This is a genomic window from Leifsonia sp. (assembly GCF_051955155.1).
Classification (GTDB): Bacteria; Actinomycetota; Actinomycetes; order Actinomycetales; family Microbacteriaceae; genus Leifsonia.
Window position 1 is genome coordinate 1 of sequence record NZ_JBQCGZ010000096.1, and the last position, 19,121, is coordinate 19,121.

At 72.5% G+C, this 19,121-nt stretch carries 21 protein-coding genes; 15 read left to right on the plus strand and 6 right to left on the minus strand.

Annotated features, from left to right (window positions below; all coding sequences use genetic code 11):
* A partial coding sequence (locus ACTHMF_RS10470) for an adenylosuccinate synthetase (protein WP_440317386.1) occupies window positions 1-392 on the minus strand: 392 nt, incomplete at its 3' end.
* A gap of 235 nt (window positions 393-627) precedes the next feature.
* On the opposite strand from ACTHMF_RS10470, the gene ACTHMF_RS10475 reads away from it, so the two are divergent.
* The 5 genes from ACTHMF_RS10475 (at window position 628) to ACTHMF_RS10495 (ending at window position 5,302) form a co-directional block, all read left to right on the plus strand.
* Window positions 628-1,272: a TetR/AcrR family transcriptional regulator gene (locus ACTHMF_RS10475; RefSeq protein ID WP_314148051.1), complete on the plus strand. Its 645-nt coding sequence runs from the start codon at window positions 628-630 to the stop codon at window positions 1,270-1,272.
* Window positions 1,269-2,006, plus strand: a complete 738-nt coding sequence (locus ACTHMF_RS10480; protein ID WP_314148052.1) for a hypothetical protein — start codon at window positions 1,269-1,271, stop codon at window positions 2,004-2,006. Before ACTHMF_RS10475 ends, ACTHMF_RS10480 begins: the two co-directional genes overlap by 4 nt.
* Complete coding sequence (locus tag ACTHMF_RS10485; protein WP_440317388.1) at window positions 2,003-3,940, plus strand: YhgE/Pip family protein; 1,938 nt, start codon at window positions 2,003-2,005, stop codon at window positions 3,938-3,940. Before ACTHMF_RS10480 ends, ACTHMF_RS10485 begins: the two co-directional genes overlap by 4 nt.
* A 100-nt stretch (window positions 3,941-4,040) precedes the next feature.
* Window positions 4,041-4,886: a metallophosphoesterase gene (locus tag ACTHMF_RS10490; RefSeq protein ID WP_440317390.1), complete on the plus strand. Its 846-nt coding sequence runs from the start codon at window positions 4,041-4,043 to the stop codon at window positions 4,884-4,886.
* Window positions 4,883-5,302 (plus strand): DUF3052 family protein, encoded by a 420-nt coding sequence (locus ACTHMF_RS10495; protein WP_440317392.1) that lies wholly within the window; start codon window positions 4,883-4,885, stop codon window positions 5,300-5,302. Before ACTHMF_RS10490 ends, ACTHMF_RS10495 begins: the two co-directional genes overlap by 4 nt.
* A gap of 68 nt (window positions 5,303-5,370) precedes the next feature.
* On the opposite strand, the gene ACTHMF_RS10500 is transcribed toward ACTHMF_RS10495, so the two are convergent.
* On the minus strand, window positions 5,371-6,069 hold the full coding sequence (locus tag ACTHMF_RS10500) for a TrmH family RNA methyltransferase (protein WP_440317394.1): 699 nt from the start codon (window positions 6,067-6,069) through the stop codon (window positions 5,371-5,373).
* Window positions 6,070-6,130: 61 nt separating this feature from the next.
* Here ACTHMF_RS10500 and ACTHMF_RS10505 point away from each other — a divergent pair, with 61 nt between their 5' ends.
* Together ACTHMF_RS10505 and ACTHMF_RS10510 are read left to right on the plus strand one after the other, a co-directional pair.
* On the plus strand, window positions 6,131-6,928 hold the full coding sequence (locus ACTHMF_RS10505; protein ID WP_440317396.1) for a GH25 family lysozyme: 798 nt from the start codon (window positions 6,131-6,133) through the stop codon (window positions 6,926-6,928).
* A gap of 46 nt (window positions 6,929-6,974) precedes the next feature.
* Window positions 6,975-7,775, plus strand: coding sequence for an HAD-IIA family hydrolase (locus ACTHMF_RS10510; RefSeq protein WP_314149897.1), 801 nt, complete (start codon window positions 6,975-6,977; stop codon window positions 7,773-7,775).
* A 15-nt stretch (window positions 7,776-7,790) separates the two neighbouring features.
* Here ACTHMF_RS10510 and ACTHMF_RS10515 read toward each other — a convergent pair whose 3' ends face one another.
* Both ACTHMF_RS10515 and pyrE read right to left on the minus strand, forming a co-directional pair.
* A complete protein-coding gene (locus ACTHMF_RS10515; RefSeq protein ID WP_440317398.1) occupies window positions 7,791-10,712 on the minus strand; it encodes a septum formation family protein in 2,922 nt (973 codons plus the stop codon).
* A complete protein-coding gene (pyrE, locus tag ACTHMF_RS10520) occupies window positions 10,712-11,260 on the minus strand; it encodes an orotate phosphoribosyltransferase (protein ID WP_440317399.1) in 549 nt (182 codons plus the stop codon). The genes ACTHMF_RS10515 and pyrE overlap by 1 nt, the downstream gene beginning before the upstream one ends.
* Before the next feature lie 87 nt (window positions 11,261-11,347).
* Between pyrE and ACTHMF_RS10525 the strand changes: the two genes are divergently transcribed.
* The 8 genes from ACTHMF_RS10525 (at window position 11,348) to ACTHMF_RS10560 (ending at window position 17,084) form a co-directional block, all read left to right on the plus strand.
* On the plus strand, window positions 11,348-12,193 hold the full coding sequence (locus tag ACTHMF_RS10525; RefSeq protein ID WP_314149225.1) for an exodeoxyribonuclease III: 846 nt from the start codon (window positions 11,348-11,350) through the stop codon (window positions 12,191-12,193).
* A gap of 71 nt (window positions 12,194-12,264) precedes the next feature.
* Window positions 12,265-12,726 carry a hypothetical protein gene (locus tag ACTHMF_RS10530; protein WP_440317400.1) on the plus strand — a complete coding sequence of 154 codons (462 nt, stop codon included), beginning with the start codon at window positions 12,265-12,267 and terminating at the stop codon, window positions 12,724-12,726.
* An 89-nt stretch (window positions 12,727-12,815) separates the two neighbouring features.
* Window positions 12,816-13,652, plus strand: coding sequence for an ABC transporter ATP-binding protein (locus ACTHMF_RS10535; protein ID WP_440317402.1), 837 nt, complete (start codon window positions 12,816-12,818; stop codon window positions 13,650-13,652).
* Between the two features lie 103 nt (window positions 13,653-13,755).
* Window positions 13,756-14,793: an aliphatic sulfonate ABC transporter substrate-binding protein gene (locus ACTHMF_RS10540; protein WP_440317403.1), complete on the plus strand. Its 1,038-nt coding sequence runs from the start codon at window positions 13,756-13,758 to the stop codon at window positions 14,791-14,793.
* A 7-nt stretch (window positions 14,794-14,800) separates the two neighbouring features.
* Window positions 14,801-15,724 (plus strand): ABC transporter permease, encoded by a 924-nt coding sequence (locus ACTHMF_RS10545; RefSeq protein ID WP_440317404.1) that lies wholly within the window; start codon window positions 14,801-14,803, stop codon window positions 15,722-15,724.
* Between the two features lie 88 nt (window positions 15,725-15,812).
* Entirely contained in the window at window positions 15,813-16,256 is a 444-nt protein-coding gene (locus ACTHMF_RS10550) for an SRPBCC family protein (protein WP_440317406.1), read from the plus strand.
* A 124-nt stretch (window positions 16,257-16,380) separates the two neighbouring features.
* Window positions 16,381-16,848, plus strand: a complete 468-nt coding sequence (locus ACTHMF_RS10555; protein WP_440317408.1) for an SRPBCC family protein — start codon at window positions 16,381-16,383, stop codon at window positions 16,846-16,848.
* On the plus strand, window positions 16,845-17,084 hold the full coding sequence (locus ACTHMF_RS10560; protein WP_440317410.1) for a hypothetical protein: 240 nt from the start codon (window positions 16,845-16,847) through the stop codon (window positions 17,082-17,084). Before ACTHMF_RS10555 ends, ACTHMF_RS10560 begins: the two co-directional genes overlap by 4 nt.
* 50 nt (window positions 17,085-17,134) lie before the next feature.
* On the opposite strand, the gene ACTHMF_RS10565 is transcribed toward ACTHMF_RS10560, so the two are convergent.
* Window positions 17,135-18,034, minus strand: a complete 900-nt coding sequence (locus tag ACTHMF_RS10565; RefSeq protein WP_440317412.1) for an SDR family NAD(P)-dependent oxidoreductase — start codon at window positions 18,032-18,034, stop codon at window positions 17,135-17,137.
* Window positions 18,035-18,041: 7 nt separating this feature from the next.
* Window positions 18,042-18,791 carry a DNA alkylation repair protein gene (locus tag ACTHMF_RS10570; protein WP_440317413.1) on the minus strand — a complete coding sequence of 250 codons (750 nt, stop codon included), beginning with the start codon at window positions 18,789-18,791 and terminating at the stop codon, window positions 18,042-18,044.
* Window positions 18,792-19,121 lie beyond the last annotated feature (330 nt).

The window sequence follows — 19,121 nt, forward strand, 5'->3', positions numbered from 1 at the left end:
CCGCGTCCCGTGGTGCCGATCTGGCGCTTGCCGAGGAAGCGCTCGGTGACCTTGTCGATCGTGCGGTGGTACTGCGTGATGACGTGCGCGTTCGAGCTGACCTTGAGGCGGGACACGTCCACGCCGCGCGCGATCAGGCCGTCGAGCTCCTGGAAGAGCACCTCGAGGTCCACCACAACGCCGTTCGCGATGACCGGGACGACGCCGTCGGTCAGGATGCTGGACGGCAGCAGATGCAGAGCGTACTTCTCGTCGCCGACGACGACCGTGTGTCCGGCGTTGTTGCCGCCGTTGAACTTGACGACGTAGTCGATGCGGCTGCCGAGGAGGTCGGTGGCTTTTCCCTTGCCTTCGTCGCCCCACTGGGCGCCGATGATCACGATCGCGGGCACGTTATCGGTCCTCTCGATGGATGGATCGCGCCGGCGCCACGCGGACGACCGTCGCACTCGATCCTATCGCGACCCGTTCGGGGCTTCTCCTCGGGGCCGATCTGCGCTGTCCGTGGCCGCCGCGAGAACATGTGGCGCAAATGTCGGCTTGACCGCGTCGCGAACCGACATTTTGCGCAAATACAGCGCACGCACTAAGTTGCACAGTGCTGTGCAAGAAGAGTAGACTGGCGGCATGTCCGCAGCCCCTGCCACCCGTGCCCCGAGGCGCGATGCGACCGCGAACCGCGAGGCGATCCTCGCGGCGGCGGCAGCCGCGCTGAACGAGGACATCGACACCTCGCTCGAAGCGATCGCCGCGCGCGCCGGGCTCAGCCGGCGCGCGGTGTACGGGCACTTCGCCTCCCGCGACGAGCTCCTGATCGACGTGTTCACTCGCGGCGCAGCCCGGCTCGCCGCGCTGCTCGACCCGGTCTCGCACCCCGACGCCCGCGTGGAGATCGCCCTGTTCGGCGCCACGCTCTGGGCCGAGGTGGAGCACATCAGGGTCAGCGCGGCCCTCGCCGTGCGCGGCCCGCACCGCGAGCTGGTCGGCACCGCGCTCGACCCGGCGCGCGAGCGGCTGCGCACGACGGTCGAGCGCGGGATGGCCGACGGCAGCATCCGCACCGACCTCGATCGCGAGACCGTCACCCGGCTGATCGAGAACGCCGCGGTGTCGGTGCTCGACGAGGCGACGCGCGCGAAGCTCTCGCCCCAGGCGGGACACCGGCTGGTGATGCTGGCCGGGCTGTCCGCCGCCGGCATGGGCTGGCGCGAGGCCGGCGCGCTCATCGAGACGACGCCGGAGCTGGCGTTCGAGGCGGTGCAGGGCCGATGAGGATCGTCCTGGACTCCGTCGCCAAGGGCGCGCGCAACGCCGCGCTGCCTCCCACCACCGCGTCCTTCCAGACCGGCCAGGCCGCGCTCGCCCGCGCCGAGACCGAGCAGCGGCCGACCGTGCTCGGGCTCATCGCGTCCGGGCGGATGCGGCCGGACGCGGGAGTGGTCAGCATCGACGGCGAGACCGACTACGCCGCGATGCGCAGGAGGATCGCCCTCATCGACGCGCCCGACGTCTGCGAGCCCGCTCCGGACGTGACGGTCGCCGGCATCGTCGCGGAGGAGCTGATGTTCGCGGGCCGCGCATCCAACCCGATCGCGGTCGGCCGCCGGCTCACCGAGCTCGGCGCCGCCGAGTACTCACGGTGGGCGATCGGCACCGTCCCGCCGACGGTCCGCATCCGGCTGCTCAGCGAGCTCGCCCTGATGCGGAAGGGCGTCGAGGGCCTGGTGATCGTGTCCCCCGACCGGCACGGCGGCGACCCGGTCGAGTGGTGGCGGTTCGCCCGCGAGCTCGCGGGCCGCGGCATCGCCGTGCTCGTCGTCGCCGGCGACGCCTCCGCGGCCGCCATCGCCGCAGCATCCCTCGTCGAGCGCCTCGACGAGACCACCCCGCAGACATTCGACGAGGACCCGGGCCGGGACGACACCGACGATCTCCCGGACCTGATCGTCACCGATCCGATCGTGACGCGCCCCACGAAGGCGGCGCCGGTCGAGGAGAACGCATGAAGATCCCGCAGATGATCGCGGCGGAGTTCCGCCGCCTGACCGCCAGCCCGATGTCCATCGTGGCGCTGATCGCGCTGATGTGCGTCCCCGTGCTGTACGGCGGCCTGTACCTGTGGGCGAACCAGAACCCGTACGCGAACCTGGACCGCATCCCCGCGGCCATCGTCGTGGACGACACCGGAGCCGACGTGGACGGCAAGACCGTCAACTACGGCGACCAGGTGGCCGACCAGCTGATCGAGGACGGGTCGTTCCAGTGGCACCGCGTCGCCGCCGGCTCCGCCACCAGCGGCGTCGACGACTCCAAGTACGACTTCAGCATCACCTTCCCCGCCGACTTCTCCTCGGCCCTGGCGTCCGCCTCCGGGACGAGCCCGCACCGCGCGGTCGTGACCCTGACCACCAACGACACCAACAGCTACCTCGCGTCCACCATCGGCACGCAGGCCGCGGAGAAGATCCGCACCTCCATCGTCAAGCAGGTGAACGAGGAGGCGGCCCAGCAGTTCCTGCTCGGCCTGGCGGACATCCGGTCGAACCTGGTGAAGGCGGTGGACTGCGCTGACAAGCTGGTGGACGGTGCGGCGAGCGCGCAGTCCGGCGCGACCCAGCTGGCCGACGGGCTCGGCAGCGCGCAATCCGGCGCCTCCCAGCTCGCGGACGGCAACGCCCAGCTCGCCAGCGGGTCCCAGGAGCTGGCCAGCAAGCTCGGCGAGCTCTCCGCGGGCGCCCAGCAGGTCAGCGACGGCGCCGCGAAGGTCGCCGCGGGCAACCAGCAGCTCGCCGGCAAGGCGAACGAGGCGGGAGCCGTCGCATCCCAGGTGGCGGCCGACGCCCCCGCCGTCGGACAGAAGCTCATCGACGACCTGAAGGCGCGCCACGTCGACCAGACGATCATCGACCGGGTGCAGGCCGCGGTCGGCGACATCGACCAGACCGTCCAGTCCGGCAATCAGCAGATCCAGTCCGCCGTCGGCCAGGTCAACCAGCTCGCCGCCGGCGCCGACCAGGTCGCGTCGGGCGCCGCGCAGGTCGCCGGCGGATCGCAGCAGGCGCAGGCCGGCGCCTCGCAGCTCGCGACCGGCGCGGCGACCGCCGCCTCCGGCTCCGCGACCCTGCGCGACGGCCTGACGACCCTGCACGACGGCAGCACGAAGCTCGAGTCCGGGCTGAGCACCCTGCACGACGGCACGGCGCAGCTCCGCGACGGGCTCGTGGACGGGGTCGCCAAGATCCCGGACAACTCCCCCGCACTACAGAAGAAGCAGGCCTCGACCATCGCCGACCCGGTGAACCTGAAGAACGACTCGATCACCTCGGCGGGCACCTACGGCGCAGGACTGGCCCCGTTCTTCGTCGCGCTCGCGGGCTGGATCGGCATCTACGCGCTGTTCCTCATCGTCAAGCCGGTCTCCCGCCGCGCGATCACGGCGCTGCACTCGCCGGTCAAGATCACGCTCGCCGGCTGGCTGACGCCCGGGCTGCTCGGCGCCGTCCAGATGATCGGCCTGTTCGCCATCGTCTCCGGGGCGCTCGGCTTCGGCATCCACAACCCGCTCGGGATGTACGGGCTGATGGCGCTGGCCTCGGTCACGTTCGCGGCGATCATCCTCGCGCTGAACGTGTGGCTCGGCAGCGTCGGGCAGTTCCTCGGCCTGGTGCTCATGGTGCTGCAGCTGGTCACGGCGGGCGGGACGTTCCCCTGGCAGACGCTGCCCGGCCCGCTGGCGTCGCTGCACCACGTGCTGCCGATGTCCTACGCGGTCGACGGGATCCGGCAGCTGATGTACGGCGGCAACCCGGCCACCGCGTGGGCGGACGCGGGCGTGCTGGCGCTGTGGATGCTGATCGCCCTGCTGGTCGCGGCGATCGGGGTCACCCGGATGACGCACTTCCGCACCCTCCGCGACCTGCGCCCCTCCCTCATCGGCTGAGCACCGAAGCCGCCGAGTACGCAGAAAGTGCGCCCGTAACACGCGAGTACGCAGATCGTCTGCGTACTCGCGTGACGGAGGCGGGCGCTAGGGTGGCGGCGTGACCGACCGGCTCAGCATCCTGCACCTCAGCGACACGCACCTGTACGGCGACGGCCGGCTGCACTACGGGATCGTGGACACGCTCGGCGCCCTCGACCGCGTGCTCGCCAGGGCCGCGACGCTCGGCGCGGTGGACGTGGTCGTCGCCTCGGGCGACCTGTCCGACGACGGCAGCGCCGCCTCCTACCGCCTGCTGGCCGAGCGCCTGGAGCCGTGGGCTGCCGAGCGCGGAGCGCGCGTCGCCTACGCGATGGGCAACCACGACCTGCCCGGTGGATTCGAGGACGTTCTGGGGCCGCGCGAGGCGGTCGCCGATGTCGGCGGGTTCCGCATCGTCACCCTCGACAGCACCGTTGCGGCCGCCGGCTGGGGCCGTGTGGATGCCGCCGCGCTGGACCGGCTGCGCCAGGAGCTGGCGACGCCGAGCGAGCACGGCACCGTCGTCGTGCTGCATCACCCTCCGGTGCCGCCGACGACCGGGCTGTTCGAGACGCTGCGGCTGGTCGACCCCGAGCCGCTGATCGACGTCTGCTCGGCCGGGGATGTGCGGCTCATCCTCGCCGGGCACTACCACCACGCGCTCGTCACGGCGGCGGGTCCGCGCGGCATCCCGGTGGTGGTCGCTCCCGCCGTCGCGAACACGACGGACGTGCTCTGGCCGGCGCCGCGCGAACGCGCCGTGCGCGGGTCGGGCTTCGCCGTCATCCAGCTGCCGGTCGCGGGCGACGTCCGCGTGCACCTCGTCTCCGCCCCGGCCCCCGGCGACGGCGAGACGGTCTACGACCTGGACGCGGACGCGGTGGCGCGCATCGCCGCCGACGCCGGCTGGCGCGGTGAGCCGTGAGCGCCGCGGCCGGCTACTCGGGGACCCCGCTCTGGAAGAAGCTGGGGCTGAAGCCGGGGATGCGCGCGCAGCTCGTGCACGGCGATCCCGGCTGGACCGTGCCGCTCGAGCCGGGGGCACCGGTCGACGTGGAGTGGCTGCCTCCCGCGGACACCGGACCCGTCGGGCTGGTGATCGCGTTCTATCGGGCGTCTGCGGACTATCTGGCCGAGCTCGACGGGCTGGCCGCGCGCATCCACCCCGACGGGATGCTGTGGGCGGCGTGGCCGCGCAAGGCGGCCGGCCACGTCTCCGACCTCGACGAGAACCTGATCCGCGACGCCGCGCTCGCCCGCGGCCTGGTGGACGTGAAGGTCGCCGCGCTCACGACCGACTGGTCCGCCCTCAAGCTCGTCGTCCGCCGCGCCAACCGCTGACCGGCGGTCGCCGCGCCCGGCCGGCCCCGCCGTGCCCGGCCGCGCAGGCCGTCGGCGTGCGGACGGGGTCAGAAGCGGACGTGCTGGAGGATCCAGGCGTGCATGGCGACCGCCGCGGCGGCGGAGGCGTTGATGGAGCGGGTGGAGCCGAACTGCGAGATCTCGACGACGGCGTCCGCGGCCGCGATGGCGTCGTCGGAGAGCCCGGGACCCTCCTGTCCGAACAGCAGGACGCACGAGCGCGGCAGCGCGAACGTCTCGATCAGCACCGACCCCGGCACGTTGTCCACCGCGACGATCGGCAGCCCCTGCCCGCGCGCCCAGCCGACGAACGCGGCGACGTCGTCGTGGTGCCGGATGTGCTGGTAGCGGTCCGTCACCATCGCGCCGCGCTTGTTCCAGCGCCGCCGCCCGATGATGTGCACGGTGTCCGCCGCGAAGGCGTTCGCGCTGCGCACGATCGAGCCGATGTTCATGTCGTGCTGCCAGTTCTCGATCGCGACGTGGAACGGGTGCCTGTGCTCGTCCAGGTCGGCGACGATCGCCTCCATCCGCCAGTACCGGTAGCGGTCGATCACGTTGCGGGTGTCGCCGTCGCGCAGCAGGTCGGGGTCGTAGTGCGGCTCCTCGGGCCAGGCGCCCTGCCACGGGCCGACGCCGTGGGTCGTGAGCTCGGGGGACGGGGAGGGCGCGGCGGCCTCGGCGGGCGGGTGCGACTGCGCCTCGGCCTGCGCCTGCCGCTGCGCCTGCGGGGAGTCTGACGTCACCGGTCCAGGGTAGCCGCCGGGTGCAGGGCCGCCTCCCAGCCTGCGCTGCCAGGGTGAGGCCGTGACCGGTGGGACAGGCGACGAGGGGACGAGACGACCCCGCTCCTCCCGTGCCCGTCGCTGGAGGATCGCGGCCATCGCCGCCGGGTCTGTGCTCGTGGCGATCGCGGTCGCCGCCGCGCTCATCCTCTCCGGGACGCTGTGGCCGAACCGGGTCTTCGCCGCCGGCTACCCGGTGCGCGGCATCGACGTCTCCAGCTATCAGGGCAGCATCGACTGGCCGGTCCTGTCGAAGCAGGACATCGACTTCGCGATCGTCAAGGCGACGGAGGGGTCGAGCGACGTGGACGAGCGCTTCGCCGCCAACTGGGCGGGAGCGCGGGAGAGCGGGCTGGTGGTCGGCGCCTACCACTTCCTGAGCTTCGACAGCCCGGGGAGCACGCAGGCCGCGAACGTCATCCGCACCGTCCCCGCGGCCCCGGCTGCTCTGCCGCCGACCGTCGACGTGGAGTTCTACGGCGACTACTTCGCGCATCCGCCGTCGCGCCAGAAGGTGCGAGGCATCCTCGACCCGCTGCTCGCCGCGCTGGAGCGGCACTACGGCCGCCCGGCCATCCTGTACGCGACGGCCGACGCGTACGACCGCTACCTGAAGGGCGCCTACCAGAGGAATCCGATCTGGTTCCGGTCCGTGGCGGTCCCGCCCTGGGTGCCGGACGGGCGGCAGTGGACGTTCTGGCAGTACTCGGACCGGGAGCGGCTGCCCGGCTACCGCGGCGACGAGGCGTTCGTCGATATGAACGCCTTCGCCGGCTCGCGGCGCCAACTGGAGGATCTCGCCCGACCGCCAGGGCAATAAGCTGGTGGCGTCACATCCAACGGACTCTCCCACGGAAGGGGTGCGCGTGGCGCGACGCGACGAGATCGAATGCTGGCTCACCGACATGGACGGCGTGCTCGTCCACGAGAACCAGGCGCTGCCAGGAGCCTCCGAGCTCATCCAGCAGTGGCGGGATCAGGGCACCCCGTTCCTGGTGCTGACCAACAACTCGATCTACACGCCGCGCGACCTGGCCGCCCGCCTGCGCGCCTCCGGGCTGGATGTGCCGGAGGAGTCCATCTGGACGTCCGCGCTGGCGACCGCCGACTTCCTCAAGTCGCAGGCGCCGGGCGGCAGCGCGTACGTGATCGGCGAGGCGGGCCTGACGACGGCGCTGCACGAGGCCGGCTTCATCATGACCGACACCAACCCGGACTACGTGGTGGTCGGCGAGACCCGCAGCTACTCGTTCGACGCGATCACGAAGGCGATCCGGCTGATCGGCGCCGGAGCGCGCTTCATCTCGACCAACCCGGACGCGACCGGCCCGAGCGCGGAGGGCCCGCTGCCGGCCACCGGCGCGGTCACCGCGATGATCACGAAGGCGACGGGCGGGATGGAGCCGTACGTCGTCGGCAAGCCGAACCCGATGATGTTCCGCTCGGCGCTCAACCGCATCGGCGCGCACTCCGAGAACACCGCGATGATCGGCGACCGGATGGACACGGACGTCGTCGCGGGCATCGAGGCCGGCCTGCACACCATCCTGGTGCTCACCGGGATCAGCGACCAGGCCGAGATCGACCGCTACCCGTTCCGGCCGGACGAGATCCTCTCCGGCGTGCACGAGCTGGTCGCGCGCGAGCCCCTGGAGACCGAGCTCTAAGACGCCGAGGGCGTCTCAGCCGGTGGGTCCGGGGCCGGCGACCGAACCGGTCATCGGCTCGCCGCCGGCGCGGCTGGCGAAGCAGTAGTACGAGCGCTGCCCGTTCTTCCACTGCGCCTCGTTCGCCGGGAACGTGCCCTGGACCTGCAGGTCGGCGTACTGCGCGGCGGCGCCGAGGTCGATGACGCCGTTCGCGGTGCACAGTCCGTTGATCTGCTGCGCAAGGGCGTCCGCACCGGGATACGGGGCGGCGATGTCCGGCGAGAGCAGGTTGGTGTAGACCATCTGCGCGGTGTGCGGGGCCGCGCAGTCGACGACGGCGAACGTCTCCGCCCACGGCGTCGAGTACGGCTGGATGCACTCCCCGCCGCCGAGCGCGTTCCACGGGTGCTCCCCCGCTCCGACGGCGGCGGCGGGCTTCGGCGTGACGGTCGGCGTCGGCGTCGGGGTCGGCTTGGGGGTGGACTTCGGCGTCGACGTCGGCGTTGCGCTGGCGGCCGCCGGCGCCGGGCCGCCGCCCGCGCCGAACAGCGACGGGAGGCGCGTCCCGAGCGCGAACAGCCCGATCAGCACCAGGATCACGGCCAGACCGCCGCCGCCGAAGAGCAGCAGCCGGTTCCAGCGCGGGTCGATCGGGCGGCCGGCTGGGGGTGCGTCGGCGGGTGGCGGGGTGAGGGGCGGGGCGGGGGGTGTGGAGGTGGACGAGGTGGGGGAGGTGGCGGGGGCGGGAGCTGCCGCGGGGCCCGGAACCTCTGACGCGGCACCGGACGCGGGTGCCGCTGCGGACGCGGCGGCTGCGGACGCGGCGGCGAACCCGGGAGCGGCGGCAACGCCGGCGGCCACGGCACCCGGGGCTGCGTGCGCATCCTGAGCCGGGACGTCCGCGGGCGGGATCACGGCGGCGGTGTCGACCGGCATCGTCTCCGGCGGGGTGCCGCCGAGTTGGGGCCCTTCGCTCGCCGCGTCACCCTCGAAGGCGAGCTCAGGGAACAGGATGGTGTCCATCGCCACCGTGCGCGCGGGCGGTTCTCCGGCGGTCTCGGGCTCCGCAGACTCGGGCGCGGCCGTCTGCTCCTGCTCGTCGCCCTCCTCGAACTGCACGGTGCCGACGTCGCCGAACAGGGCGGAGAGACCGTCCTCCGGCTCCTCCGGCTCCGGTTCCTCGGCGGTGTCCGCGGGCTCGACGGGAGCGACGGAGTCCTCGGCAGCGGCCGCGACGCTCGCGGCATCGAACGCGCTGGTGGCCGGCGACGGCGGCGCTCCGAGGGCGATCTCCGTCTCGGCGGCGGTCGGCGGAACGGGTGGCGCCGGCGGCTCGACCCGCTGGGGGTCGCCGGTGCGCCCCTCGAGCAGCGCGCGCATCTCGGCGGCGTCGAGCTTCATGGTCGGAGCGTCGTCGTCGACGGAAGGATTCGACGCGGCGACCGGCGGCACGAAGACGCCGACCGCGGGAGGCACCGGCGCGGACGGCACCGGTGCGGAGGGGATCGGCGCCGGCGTGAGCGGCGTCGCGGGCGGCAGCTGCGTCACCGGAGGCAGCGGAGTCGTGGGCGGCACCGCGGGCGAGTTCGGAGCGGGGGCGGCGGCGGGTCGCTGCGCGGCGGCGGGCGGCTCGGGAGTGGGCGCAGCGGCGGTGGGCGGCTGTGCGCCCGCGGGCGGCTGTGCGGGCTGCTCCGGCGCCGGGGCCGCCGGCTCGGTGGGGGCCTCGGTCGAGCGCGGGAGGACCGCGTCCGCGGGCAGCGGGATGATCCCGGTGGTGTCGCCCATCAGCCAGTGCGCGGGCGACGGCTCGGCCGGCTCGGGAGTGAAGCCGCCCAGCAGGGCCGCCAGTCCGTGTCCCTGAATCGGCCCGGTCGTCGCGGGGGGCTCGGGGGTGGCTGCTTCGGGTTCGGGAGTCGGGGCCGACGCGTCGGGAGCGGACCACTCCGGCGGGTGCGGCATTCGCAGGGCCTCGAAGAAGCTCGGCGGCTGGAACGGCGGCCTCTGCTCCGGCTCGGCCGGCTGCCCGGGCTCCACGGTCTGCGGTGCGGGTTCCGGCTGCGCGGGTTCCGCGGCCTGCGGCGCAGGTTCCGTCGTCGTCGGCGGCGCGGCGGGCTCGCCGCGCAGCGATGCGTGCCGCGGGACGGGCGTCCCGTCCGTGGGCGGCAGCGGGATGGCGGGGGGCGTGAACAGCGGAGGCTCCGGCATCGCGGGCACCGGCGTCGTCGGCGCGGCAGCGGCCGGGGTCGGGATGACGGGCGGCTCCGGCGTCGTCGGCGCACCAGCGGCCGGGGTCGGGATGACGGGCTCCTCCGGCGCCGCCACCGCGTCCGGTGCCTCCTGCGACGCCGCGGGCTCGGGCAGGAACGGCCAGACGGGCGCCGCAGCATCCGCCGCACCAACGGCCCTCGCCGTATCGGCCGCCGCAGCACCATCGGCTCCCGCATCCACCGCCGCAGCACCCTCCGCCGCAGCACCCTCCGCCCCGGCCTCGACCGGCTCGATCACGGTTCCGACCGGCCCCTCCGTGCGGTCGTCACCGCTGTCGACGAACTCGCCGTCGGCGAAGCCGGGGGCCTCGGCGGCGGGATCGTCCGCGGCGTCCGTGGCCGCCGTGTCCGCGTCGTGCGACTTCGAGACGAGGTTCCACGAGAAGCCGGTCGCCACCGGCTCGGGCTCCGCGGCCGTCGGCTCGTCCGCCGCCCTGAGCAGGTCCTCGAAGCCGGCGCCCTCGGCGGAATCGGCGGACCCGCCGGACATGGCAGGCTGCTCGCCCTCGTCACCCTGGGCCGCGCGGCGGCCGCCGGTCAGCTGCTGCAGCAGCCAGTCCGAGCTGCCGAACTCCGGCTCGTCCGGGTCCTGACCGGTCCCATCGGCGCGCGCGTCCACGGCGTCGCCGTCGGGGACGTCGCCGTGCGCATCGTCGCGCGCATCCCGGTGGTCGCGGTCGTCGGTCACTAGTCCAGTCCCAGGTCCGTCAGCCCGATCGCGGCGAAGTACGGGTAGCCGGCGCCCTCGATGACCTCGCGCGCGCCGGTGTTGCGGTCGACAACCACGGCGACGCCCGCGATCTCGGCGCCGACCTTCTTCAGCGCCTCGATCGCCTTCAGCGGCGAGCCGCCCGTGGTCGAGGTGTCCTCCAGCACGATCACGCGCTTGCCTTCGAGGTCCGGTCCCTCCACCTGCTTGCCGCGGCCGTGGTCCTTCGGCTCCTTGCGCACGACGAAGGCGTCGTAGGCGAGGCCGCGTGCCGCGCCCTGGTGCAGGATCGCTGCCGCGACCGGGTCGGCGCCCATCGTCATCCCGCCGACGGCGACCACGTCGCGGACGTCTGCGATCAGGTCGATCATCACCTGGCCGATGAGCGGCGCCACGCGGTGGTCGAGGCTCACCTTGCGCAGGTCCACGTAGTAGGTCGCCTTCTTGCCGCTGGTCAGCGTGAAGTCCCCGTGGAACACGGCCTCGGCCGAGATGTAGTCGATGAGCTGCTGTCGTGCGTCGGTCACACCCGAGATTCTACGGGTCGAGACCCCGCCAGCGCTGGCGGACGGGCGGCGGGACGGGTCGTCGGCGGCGCCTTATACGATCGGGACATGCGCATCGCCACCTGGAATGTGAACTCCATCCGCACCCGAGTCTCCCGCGTGGTGGACTGGATGGTCCGCGAGGACGTGGATGTGCTGGCCATGCAGGAGATCAAGTGCAAGCCGGAGCAGTTCCCCTACGAGGCGTTCGAGAAGGCGGGCTACGAGGTCGTCCTGCACGGCCTCAACCAGTGGAACGGCGTCGCGATCGCCGCCCGCCTCCCCATCGAGGACGTGGAGATCGGCTTCCCCGACATGCCGGGCTTCCTGAAGGGCCACGACGGCCCCGATCTGCCCAAGGAGGCACGCGCGATCGGCGCGACGGTCGACGGCGTCCGGCTCTGGAGCCTGTATGTGCCGAACGGCCGCTCCCTGGACGACCCGCACTACGTCTACAAGCTCGACTGGCTCGCCGCGCTGCTGGAGGACACCCGGCGCTGGCTCGCCGAGGAGCCGGAGCGTCCGCTCGCGCTGATGGGCGACTGGAACGTGGCACCGCTCGACTCCGACGTCGGCGACCCGAGCCTCATCCCCGGCGTCTCCACGCACATCTCGCCGCCCGAGCGCACGGCGTTCGCAGCGTTCGAGCAGGCCGGGCTGACCGATGTTGTGCGCCCGATCGTCCCGGACGGCTACACCTACTGGGACTACAAGCAGCTGCGCTTCCCGCGCAACGAGGGTCTGCGCATCGACTTCATCCTCGGCTCGCCCGCCTTCTCCGAGAGGGTCGTGGACGCGAGCATCCACCGCAACGAGCGCAAAGGCGATGCCCCGAGCGACCACGTCCCCGTGCTGGTCGAGCTGTCCGAGGCGGCGACGGAGGAGGACGACGACGACCGGCCGATGATCTGGTGATCGGCTGACGGCCGGGCGGCTCCCGACAGGCCGTCGTTGCGCGGCAGCGGTCGCCGGGGTATCCCGGACTCATGCGGGCAACGCGCGTGCGCCGGTTCGGTGTGGTTCTCCTCGTTCTCTTCGGCGTCCAGTTCGCCGTGGGGATGCTGCTGAACCTGTTCGTCGAACTCCCGACATCGCATCCGGGTTCCGCAGGCGACGAGTATTTCGCACGGTCCGCGGCGAGTCTGCTCTGGTCGCTGAGCGGCCGCGGTGGTCCCGCGCTCCTCGTCCATGCGCTCCTGGGGGCGGCGGCGGCCGTCGGCTCGATCGTGCTGTTCGTGCTCTGCGTGGCGCGGCGGGTTCGAGGATGGCGGTGGCTGAGCGGGCTGGCCGCGCTGTTCACCGTCGGCGCCTTCTTCAACGGGATGAGCTTCGTCGACTACGGCGAGGATTTCAGCTCCGCGATCATGGCCGGCTGCTGGCTCCTCGCCGTCGCCTGCCTCGTAGCGGCTCTGGTGCGCCACCCCGGCTGGCGCGGCACGCGGGCCTAGTGTCCGTCGCGCCGCCGGCAAAGCTCTCGTTACGGAACGTTTCACCGCGACCACACGCGTGTGATCCGCTTCGGTAGCGTCGGAGCACCATGACCGCCGCCCCGTCCGCGTATCCCGTCGAGTTCGCCGGGGTCGGCCGTGCCTTCGCGGCTCCGAAGCGCCGCGGCGGGACCCCGCCGGTGCGGCAGGTGCTGCGCGACGTCTCCCTCCGCGTCGACGCGGGCGAGGTGGTCGCGATCCTCGGCGCGAGCGGCTGCGGCAAGTCCACGCTGCTGCGCATCGCCGGCGGCCTCGACTCCCCGACGGCCGGCGCCGCGATCATCGACGGCTCCGCGGTCTCCGGCATCGACCCGCGCTGCGCCGTCGGCTTCCAGGAGCCCCGCCTTCTGCCCTGGCGGTCGCTCGCCGACAACGTCGCGCTCGGGCTCCCGCGCGGCGTCGACCGCTCCGAGGGAAGGGCGCGCGTCGCCCGGCTGCTCGACCTGGTCGGGCTCTCCGCCTCGGCGGCGCTGCGACCGCGCGAGGTCTCGGGCGGGATGGCGCAGCGCGCGTCCCTCGCCCGCGCGCTCGCCCGAAACCCCGGCGTCCTGCTGCTCGACGAGCCGTTCGGCGCGCTGGACGCCCTGACCCGGCTGCGGATGCAGGACCTCCTGCTCGAGGTCCACGCCGCGGCCCCCACCACGATCCTCCTCGTCACCCACGACGTCGACGAGGCCCTCCAACTCGCCGATCGCATCATCCTGCTCGGCGCGGAAGAGGGACGAGAGGGCGCGACGATCCGCCGCGTCATCCCCGTTCCCGGGGACCGTCCGCGGGACCGCGGCTCCGCGGAGCTCGCCGAGCTGCGCGCCGACCTGCTGGACGGCCTCGGCATCGACCGGCACGGCAACGCGCACTCCTCCACAGCACCAGCACGTTCCGCCTGATCCACAGATTTCCGGCGCTCGGCGACACCGCTGCGGCGCCGAGCCAGGCTCGTCTCATGAACCGGCCAGGCGACCCCAGCATCCACACCACCAGAGAGGCATCATGCGCCGCACACCCACCATCGTCACCGCCCTCGCCGCGGCGGCCGCCGCCGCCAGCCTGCTGCTCACGGGCTGCGTGGCCGGCGAGGGCTCGGCCGCGGGCTCGACCAGCTCGTCCGGCGTCACCGAGGGAGGCACCCTCAACATCGACTTCGCCACCTACAACCCGCTCAGCCTCGTCATCAAGAAGGAGGGCTGGCTCGAGAAGGCGCTCAAGAAGCAGGGCATCACCGTCAACTGGGTGCAGTCGGCCGGCTCCAACAAGGCGAACGAGGCGCTGCGCTCCGGCGCGATCGACGTGGGATCGACGGCGGGCTCCGCCGCGCTGCTCGCCCGCTCGAACGGGTCGCCGATCAAGACGATCGACATCTACTCGCAGCCGGAGTGGTCCGCGATCGTCGTCGGTCCGAAGTCGTCGATCACGTCGGTCGAGCAGCTCAAGGGCAAGCAGGTCGCCGCCACGAAGGGCACCGACCCGTACTTCTTCCTCCTGCAGTCGCTGGAGGCGAACGGCCTGAAGGCCAGCGACGTCACCATCCAGAACCTGCAGCACGCCGACGGCTGGGCCGCGCTGCAGAACGGATCGGTGGACGCGTGGAGCGGGCTCGACCCGATCATGGCCAACGCGCAGAAGTCGGGGGCGAAGCTCATCTACCGCAACGTCGGCTTCAACACCTACGGCTTCCTCAACGCGACCGAGTCGTTCCTGTCCTCCAAGCCGGACGTGGCGCAGACCGTGGTGAACACGTACGAGTACGCGAGGGAGTGGGCGCAGAAGCACCCGAGCGACACGGCGAAGATCCTCTCCGACGTCGCGGGCATCGACCTCTCCGTCGCCACGACCGTGATCACCGAGCGCACGAACCTCGACGTCTCGCCGGTGCCCGGCGACGCCCAGCTGAAGGTGCTCACGAAGGTGGGCCCGATCTTCGTCCAGTCCGGCGACGTCAAGTCGCAGGCCGACATCGACAAGGCCCTCGACACCCTGCTCGACCCGGACTTCGTGAAGAAGGCCGACCCGAGCGCCATCGGGGACTGACCGGACCATGACGTACCAGAACGCACCGGAGGGGGACGGGCCGCTCATCGTGGTCGGCGGGCCGGGACTCGGCGTGGGCGGCGTCACGAGCGTCGCCCGCGAGACGCCGCGCGAGGGCGCAGAGCCCGTTGTCACGGCGAGTGCGGACGGCGGCGCCGTCGCCCGCACGCCGTTCCTGTCCCGGCGATGGGTGCGGATCGTCGGCGGGCTGCTGCTCCCGGCACTGCTGCTGCTCATCTGGCAGCTCGCCTCCACCTCCGGTGCGTTCACGTCGTCGCAGCTGCCCTCGCCGGCGATGGTCGTCGACGCGGCCGTCGACCTCGCCCAGCGCGGCCTGCTCGGGCTCTACATCGCGATCTCCACCCAGCGCGTGCTGATCGGGTTCGCCTGCGGGGCGGCGCTCGGCCTGGTGTTCGGCGCGGTCGTCGGGCTGTCGCGGCTCGCGGACATCCTGCTCAGCTCGACGCTCGCCGCCGTGCGCGCTGTGCCGTCGCTCGCCTGGGTTCCGCTGCTGATCCTGTGGTTCAAGATCGGCGAGGACTCCAAGATCATCCTCATCGCGATCGGCTCGTTCTTCCCCGTCTACACGACGGTCGCCGCGTCGCTCAAGCACGTCGACAGGCACCTGGTGGAGGCCGGCCGCGCGTTCGGGCTCGGCGGCGTGCGGCTGTTCACCACCGTGCAGCTGCCCTCGGTCCTGCCCTCCGTCATCTCCGGGCTGCGGCTCGCGCTCGCGCAGGCGTGGCTGTTCCTGGTCGCGGCCGAGCTGATCGCGTCCTCGATGGGACTCGGCTTCCTGCTCAGCGACTCGCAGAACAACGGGCGCACCGACCGGCTGTTCCTCGCGATCATCCTGCTGGCGGTGCTCGGCAAGCTGACGGACTCGATCGTGGGCGCGTTCGAGAAGTGGGCGGGGCGCCGCTGGGGCTGAGCCCGGCCGTCGCGGCGAACGCCCGTACTCGCCACGCAGGGGTGGAATCACCGATGCGCGCACGGCGCCGCAGGCGTAGACCTGGCTCATGGTCCGGATCACGAACACCATCGACATCGACGCGTCGGCCGCGGAGGTCTATGCCGCCCTCCGTGCGCTCGACGCCTACCCGGGGTGGCTGCACCACTCCGTGGTCTACCGGGGCACGCGCGCAGCGCCCCGCTCGGCGCGGCCGGCAGCGGCTTACGTCGACGCCACCACCGTCGGCAGGATGCGCGGCGAGCTGGTCGAGGACGTCCCCGGCCGCTCGCTCCGGTTCCACCAGGCGAAGCCGTCCGGCGCGCTGGACGCCGTGATCGTCTACGACATCGGCGCATCGCCGGAGGGGCACGGCATCCGGCTCACCCGGGTCGGCGAGCTCACGACGCACGGGATGCTGCGGGCCGTCCAGCCGGTCCTGGCGCGGATGGCCGCTGCCGAGAGCCGGCGGACGATGACGGCGCTGAAGCGGCACGTCGAGCACACCGGCTGACGCGGTGCCCGGCGCCCGACGCGAGCCCGCTCAATCACGCCGTCCCGAGGTTGTCCACCCCTGCAGATCCGCGCCCGCCCGGCCTACCGTCGCGAAGACGAACACGACGAGAGGAAGAACGACCATGGCATCAGTCACCGAGTCCGTCGACGTGGCGGTCCCCGTTTCGACCGCGTACAACCAGTGGACGCAGTTCGAATCGTTCCCGCACTTCCTGGACGAGGTCGAGGAGATCCGGCAGGTCGACGACACCACCAACCACTGGCGGGTCAAGATCGGCGGCGCCGAGCGGGAGTTCGACACGGTGATCACCGAGCAGCACCCGGACGAGCGGGTCGCCTGGAAGAGTGTCGCCGGCGAGGTCGAGCACGCGGGCGTCGTCACCTTCCACCGGCTCTCCGACGCGGAGACGCGCGTCACGGTGCAGCTGGACTGGGCGCCGACCGACGCGCTCGAGAAGATCGGTGCGGCCATCGGGATGGACGACCACGCGGTCAAGAAGGACCTCGCCAACTTCAAGGAGTTCATCGAGTCCCAGGGCTCCGAGACCGGGGCCTGGCGCGGCGACGTCGCGCCAGGCAACGCATCGTGACCGACGCGTCCGACGCGTCCGACCACCTTCGCGACGCCGAGCAGACGGCGAAGGACCGCTCCTACAGCCCCTCCAGCGATCGCGAGACGGCCGCCAAGCAGGACGGGACCGCGGGGAACCGCGTGCCGCCCGGCACCGGCGGCCCCGACGACTCCGGCGACCCGCCGCCGACCGACGACGACCTCAACCCCTCGGTCATAGCCGAACGCGGCCACGCGGGCCCGGATCCCGAGTAGGGCGCCGACCGACAGCGGCACCCTCCGACGGCACCAGCCGGCCGCGGCGATCAGTCGCCGCGGCCGGTGAAGTGGTCCATCGAGCCGTACACGCCGAACACGCGGCCGGCCAGCGCGTCCCACGCCCGGGTCGGCAGCACGCCCTTCAGCGTCTTCGCGAGACCGACCGACCACGGCAGCAGCAGCATCGGCTTGCCGGCGAGCATTGCCCGCCACACCCGGTCGATCACGTACTCCGGGGTCAGCACGGGCGTCAGCAGCGGTCCGCGCGCTCCCTCGAACATGCCCGTGTCGATGTAGCTCGGCGCGACCGTTGTCACCTTCACGTGACCGAAGCCCTCCTGCTCGAGCTCGATGCGGAGGCTGTCGCTCCAGCCGATCACGGCCCACTTGCTCGCGGCGTAGACGCTCATCCGGGGATTCGCGAGCGTCCCGGCCGCGGACGCGATGTTGACGATCCGCGCCTCCCTGGCGCTGGAGAGCATCCCGGGCAGGAACTCCCTGGTGGTGTACATCGGCGCCAGCGCGTTCACCTGCATGGTGGCGCGGGTGTCCTCGCCGTTGTCGTGCTCCCAGAAGAACTTGCCGCGCACGATCCCGGCGTTGTTGATCAGGATGTCGATGCCGTCGAGCTCCTTGCGCACCGCCTGCGCGGTCTGCGCGATCGCCCCCAGCTCCCCCAGATCGATGACGTAGGGATGGACGCTGGTGGCCGCCCCGCCCGCCGCCGAGCTCGGCGAGCGCGGTGGCGCGCCCCACGCCGCGGCGGTCCGGCCGGCGAGGATCTCCGCGCGCAGCCGGTCGGTCAGGCGCGTGAGCGCCACCTCGTCCCTGTCCCACAGCACGACGGCGCGGGCGCCCTCGCGGACCGCGCGCTCCGCGTACAGCCGGCCCATGCCGGACGCGGCTCCGGTGATCAGGACCCGTGCGCCTCGAACCGTTCTCGCCATTCCTCCATCATCGCGCACCCGTGCCCCGCGGCAGGGCCCGATAGTGCGCGCGCTGCACCGGATCCAGGTGCTCGGTCGCGTAGCTCAGCATCGTGCGCGGCATCCGCCCGGCGTGCTCGTCCAGGAAGCCGAGTAGCACCGCGCGATCCACGCGCTCGCCGACCTCGCGCAGCATCCAGCCGACGGCCTTGTGCATCAGGTCCTCGCGGTCCCCGAGCAGCCGCTCGGCGATCGCGAGCGTGGTGGACGCGTCCCCGCGCTTGATGAACGCGAACGTGGAGAGCACCGCGACCCTGCGCTCCCAGAGCACCGGACTCGCGGCCAGTTCGAACAGGACGTCGCGCGGCCGGTCGAGGAGGAATTCGCCGAGCACGTACTCCGCGGAGGAGTCGACGAGGTCCCAGTTGTCCACCCGGCCGCGGCGCACGGCGTCCAGGTAGAAGGCGACCAGGCGCTCGCGCTCCGCGTCGTCGCGGGCCCTCGGCCGGCTCGCGAGAGCGAACCGCCGGTTCAGGATGACCAGCGCGGCGAGCCTGTGCTCGTGCACCTCGCTGTCCAGGAGCAGCCGCAGCTCCGACTCGGGGAGCGTGGCGAACCGCCTTGCGACGGCCCTGGTCTGCGGGACGCGCACGCCGATGAACACGTCGCCCTCGCCGTACTGGCCAGGGCCGGTCTTGAAGAAGCGCTGCAGGAACGCCGCGTCCGCTGGGTCGGCGGCGTCGGCGAGGGCCGCCATCACGTCGGCTGCTGTGCTCACGCGAGCACCCTAGCGCGGGGTCAATCCGGGTCGCCACCGCGGTCGTGGCGACGCGAGGCGACGAGGGCGGCGCAGATCAGCGCGAGCGTGATGACCGCGAAAACACCCTCGACGATCAGGATCATGTCGGCTCCCCCGGCCTCTTCCGGGCTGCGGGTGGACGGGCGCTTCGGTGCATTCGGGACTCCTGCGGTGCGGCGGATTCGGGTGTCTGGCGCAGCAGAGGGACGCACCCCGGCGGCAGACTATGACGCGGGACGGCCGGAATCGCCCGCGACACGACGATTCGCGCCGTGATCACGACTTTTCACGCAGTTTTTCGCTGAAATG

What these genes read in the sequence shown, in the direction of transcription:
- ACTHMF_RS10530 (WP_440317400.1), top strand. Translation starts at nt 12,265, where the DNA reads ATGCGGGCAACGCGCGTGCGCCGGTTCGGTGTGGTTCTCCTCGTTCTC.
- ACTHMF_RS10475 (WP_314148051.1), top strand. Translation starts at nt 628, where the DNA reads ATGTCCGCAGCCCCTGCCACCCGTGCCCCGAGGCGCGATGCGACCGCG.
- ACTHMF_RS10550 (WP_440317406.1), top strand. Translation starts at nt 15,813, where the DNA reads ATGGTCCGGATCACGAACACCATCGACATCGACGCGTCGGCCGCGGAG.
- ACTHMF_RS10535 (WP_440317402.1), top strand. Translation starts at nt 12,816, where the DNA reads ATGACCGCCGCCCCGTCCGCGTATCCCGTCGAGTTCGCCGGGGTCGGC.
- ACTHMF_RS10480 (WP_314148052.1), top strand. Translation starts at nt 1,269, where the DNA reads ATGAGGATCGTCCTGGACTCCGTCGCCAAGGGCGCGCGCAACGCCGCG.
- ACTHMF_RS10485 (WP_440317388.1), top strand. Translation starts at nt 2,003, where the DNA reads ATGAAGATCCCGCAGATGATCGCGGCGGAGTTCCGCCGCCTGACCGCC.
- ACTHMF_RS10540 (WP_440317403.1), top strand. Translation starts at nt 13,756, where the DNA reads ATGCGCCGCACACCCACCATCGTCACCGCCCTCGCCGCGGCGGCCGCC.
- ACTHMF_RS10525 (WP_314149225.1), top strand. Translation starts at nt 11,348, where the DNA reads ATGCGCATCGCCACCTGGAATGTGAACTCCATCCGCACCCGAGTCTCC.
- ACTHMF_RS10565 (WP_440317412.1), bottom strand. Translation starts at nt 18,034, where the DNA reads ATGGCGAGAACGGTTCGAGGCGCACGGGTCCTGATCACCGGAGCCGCG.
- ACTHMF_RS10555 (WP_440317408.1), top strand. Translation starts at nt 16,381, where the DNA reads ATGGCATCAGTCACCGAGTCCGTCGACGTGGCGGTCCCCGTTTCGACC.
- ACTHMF_RS10545 (WP_440317404.1), top strand. Translation starts at nt 14,801, where the DNA reads ATGACGTACCAGAACGCACCGGAGGGGGACGGGCCGCTCATCGTGGTC.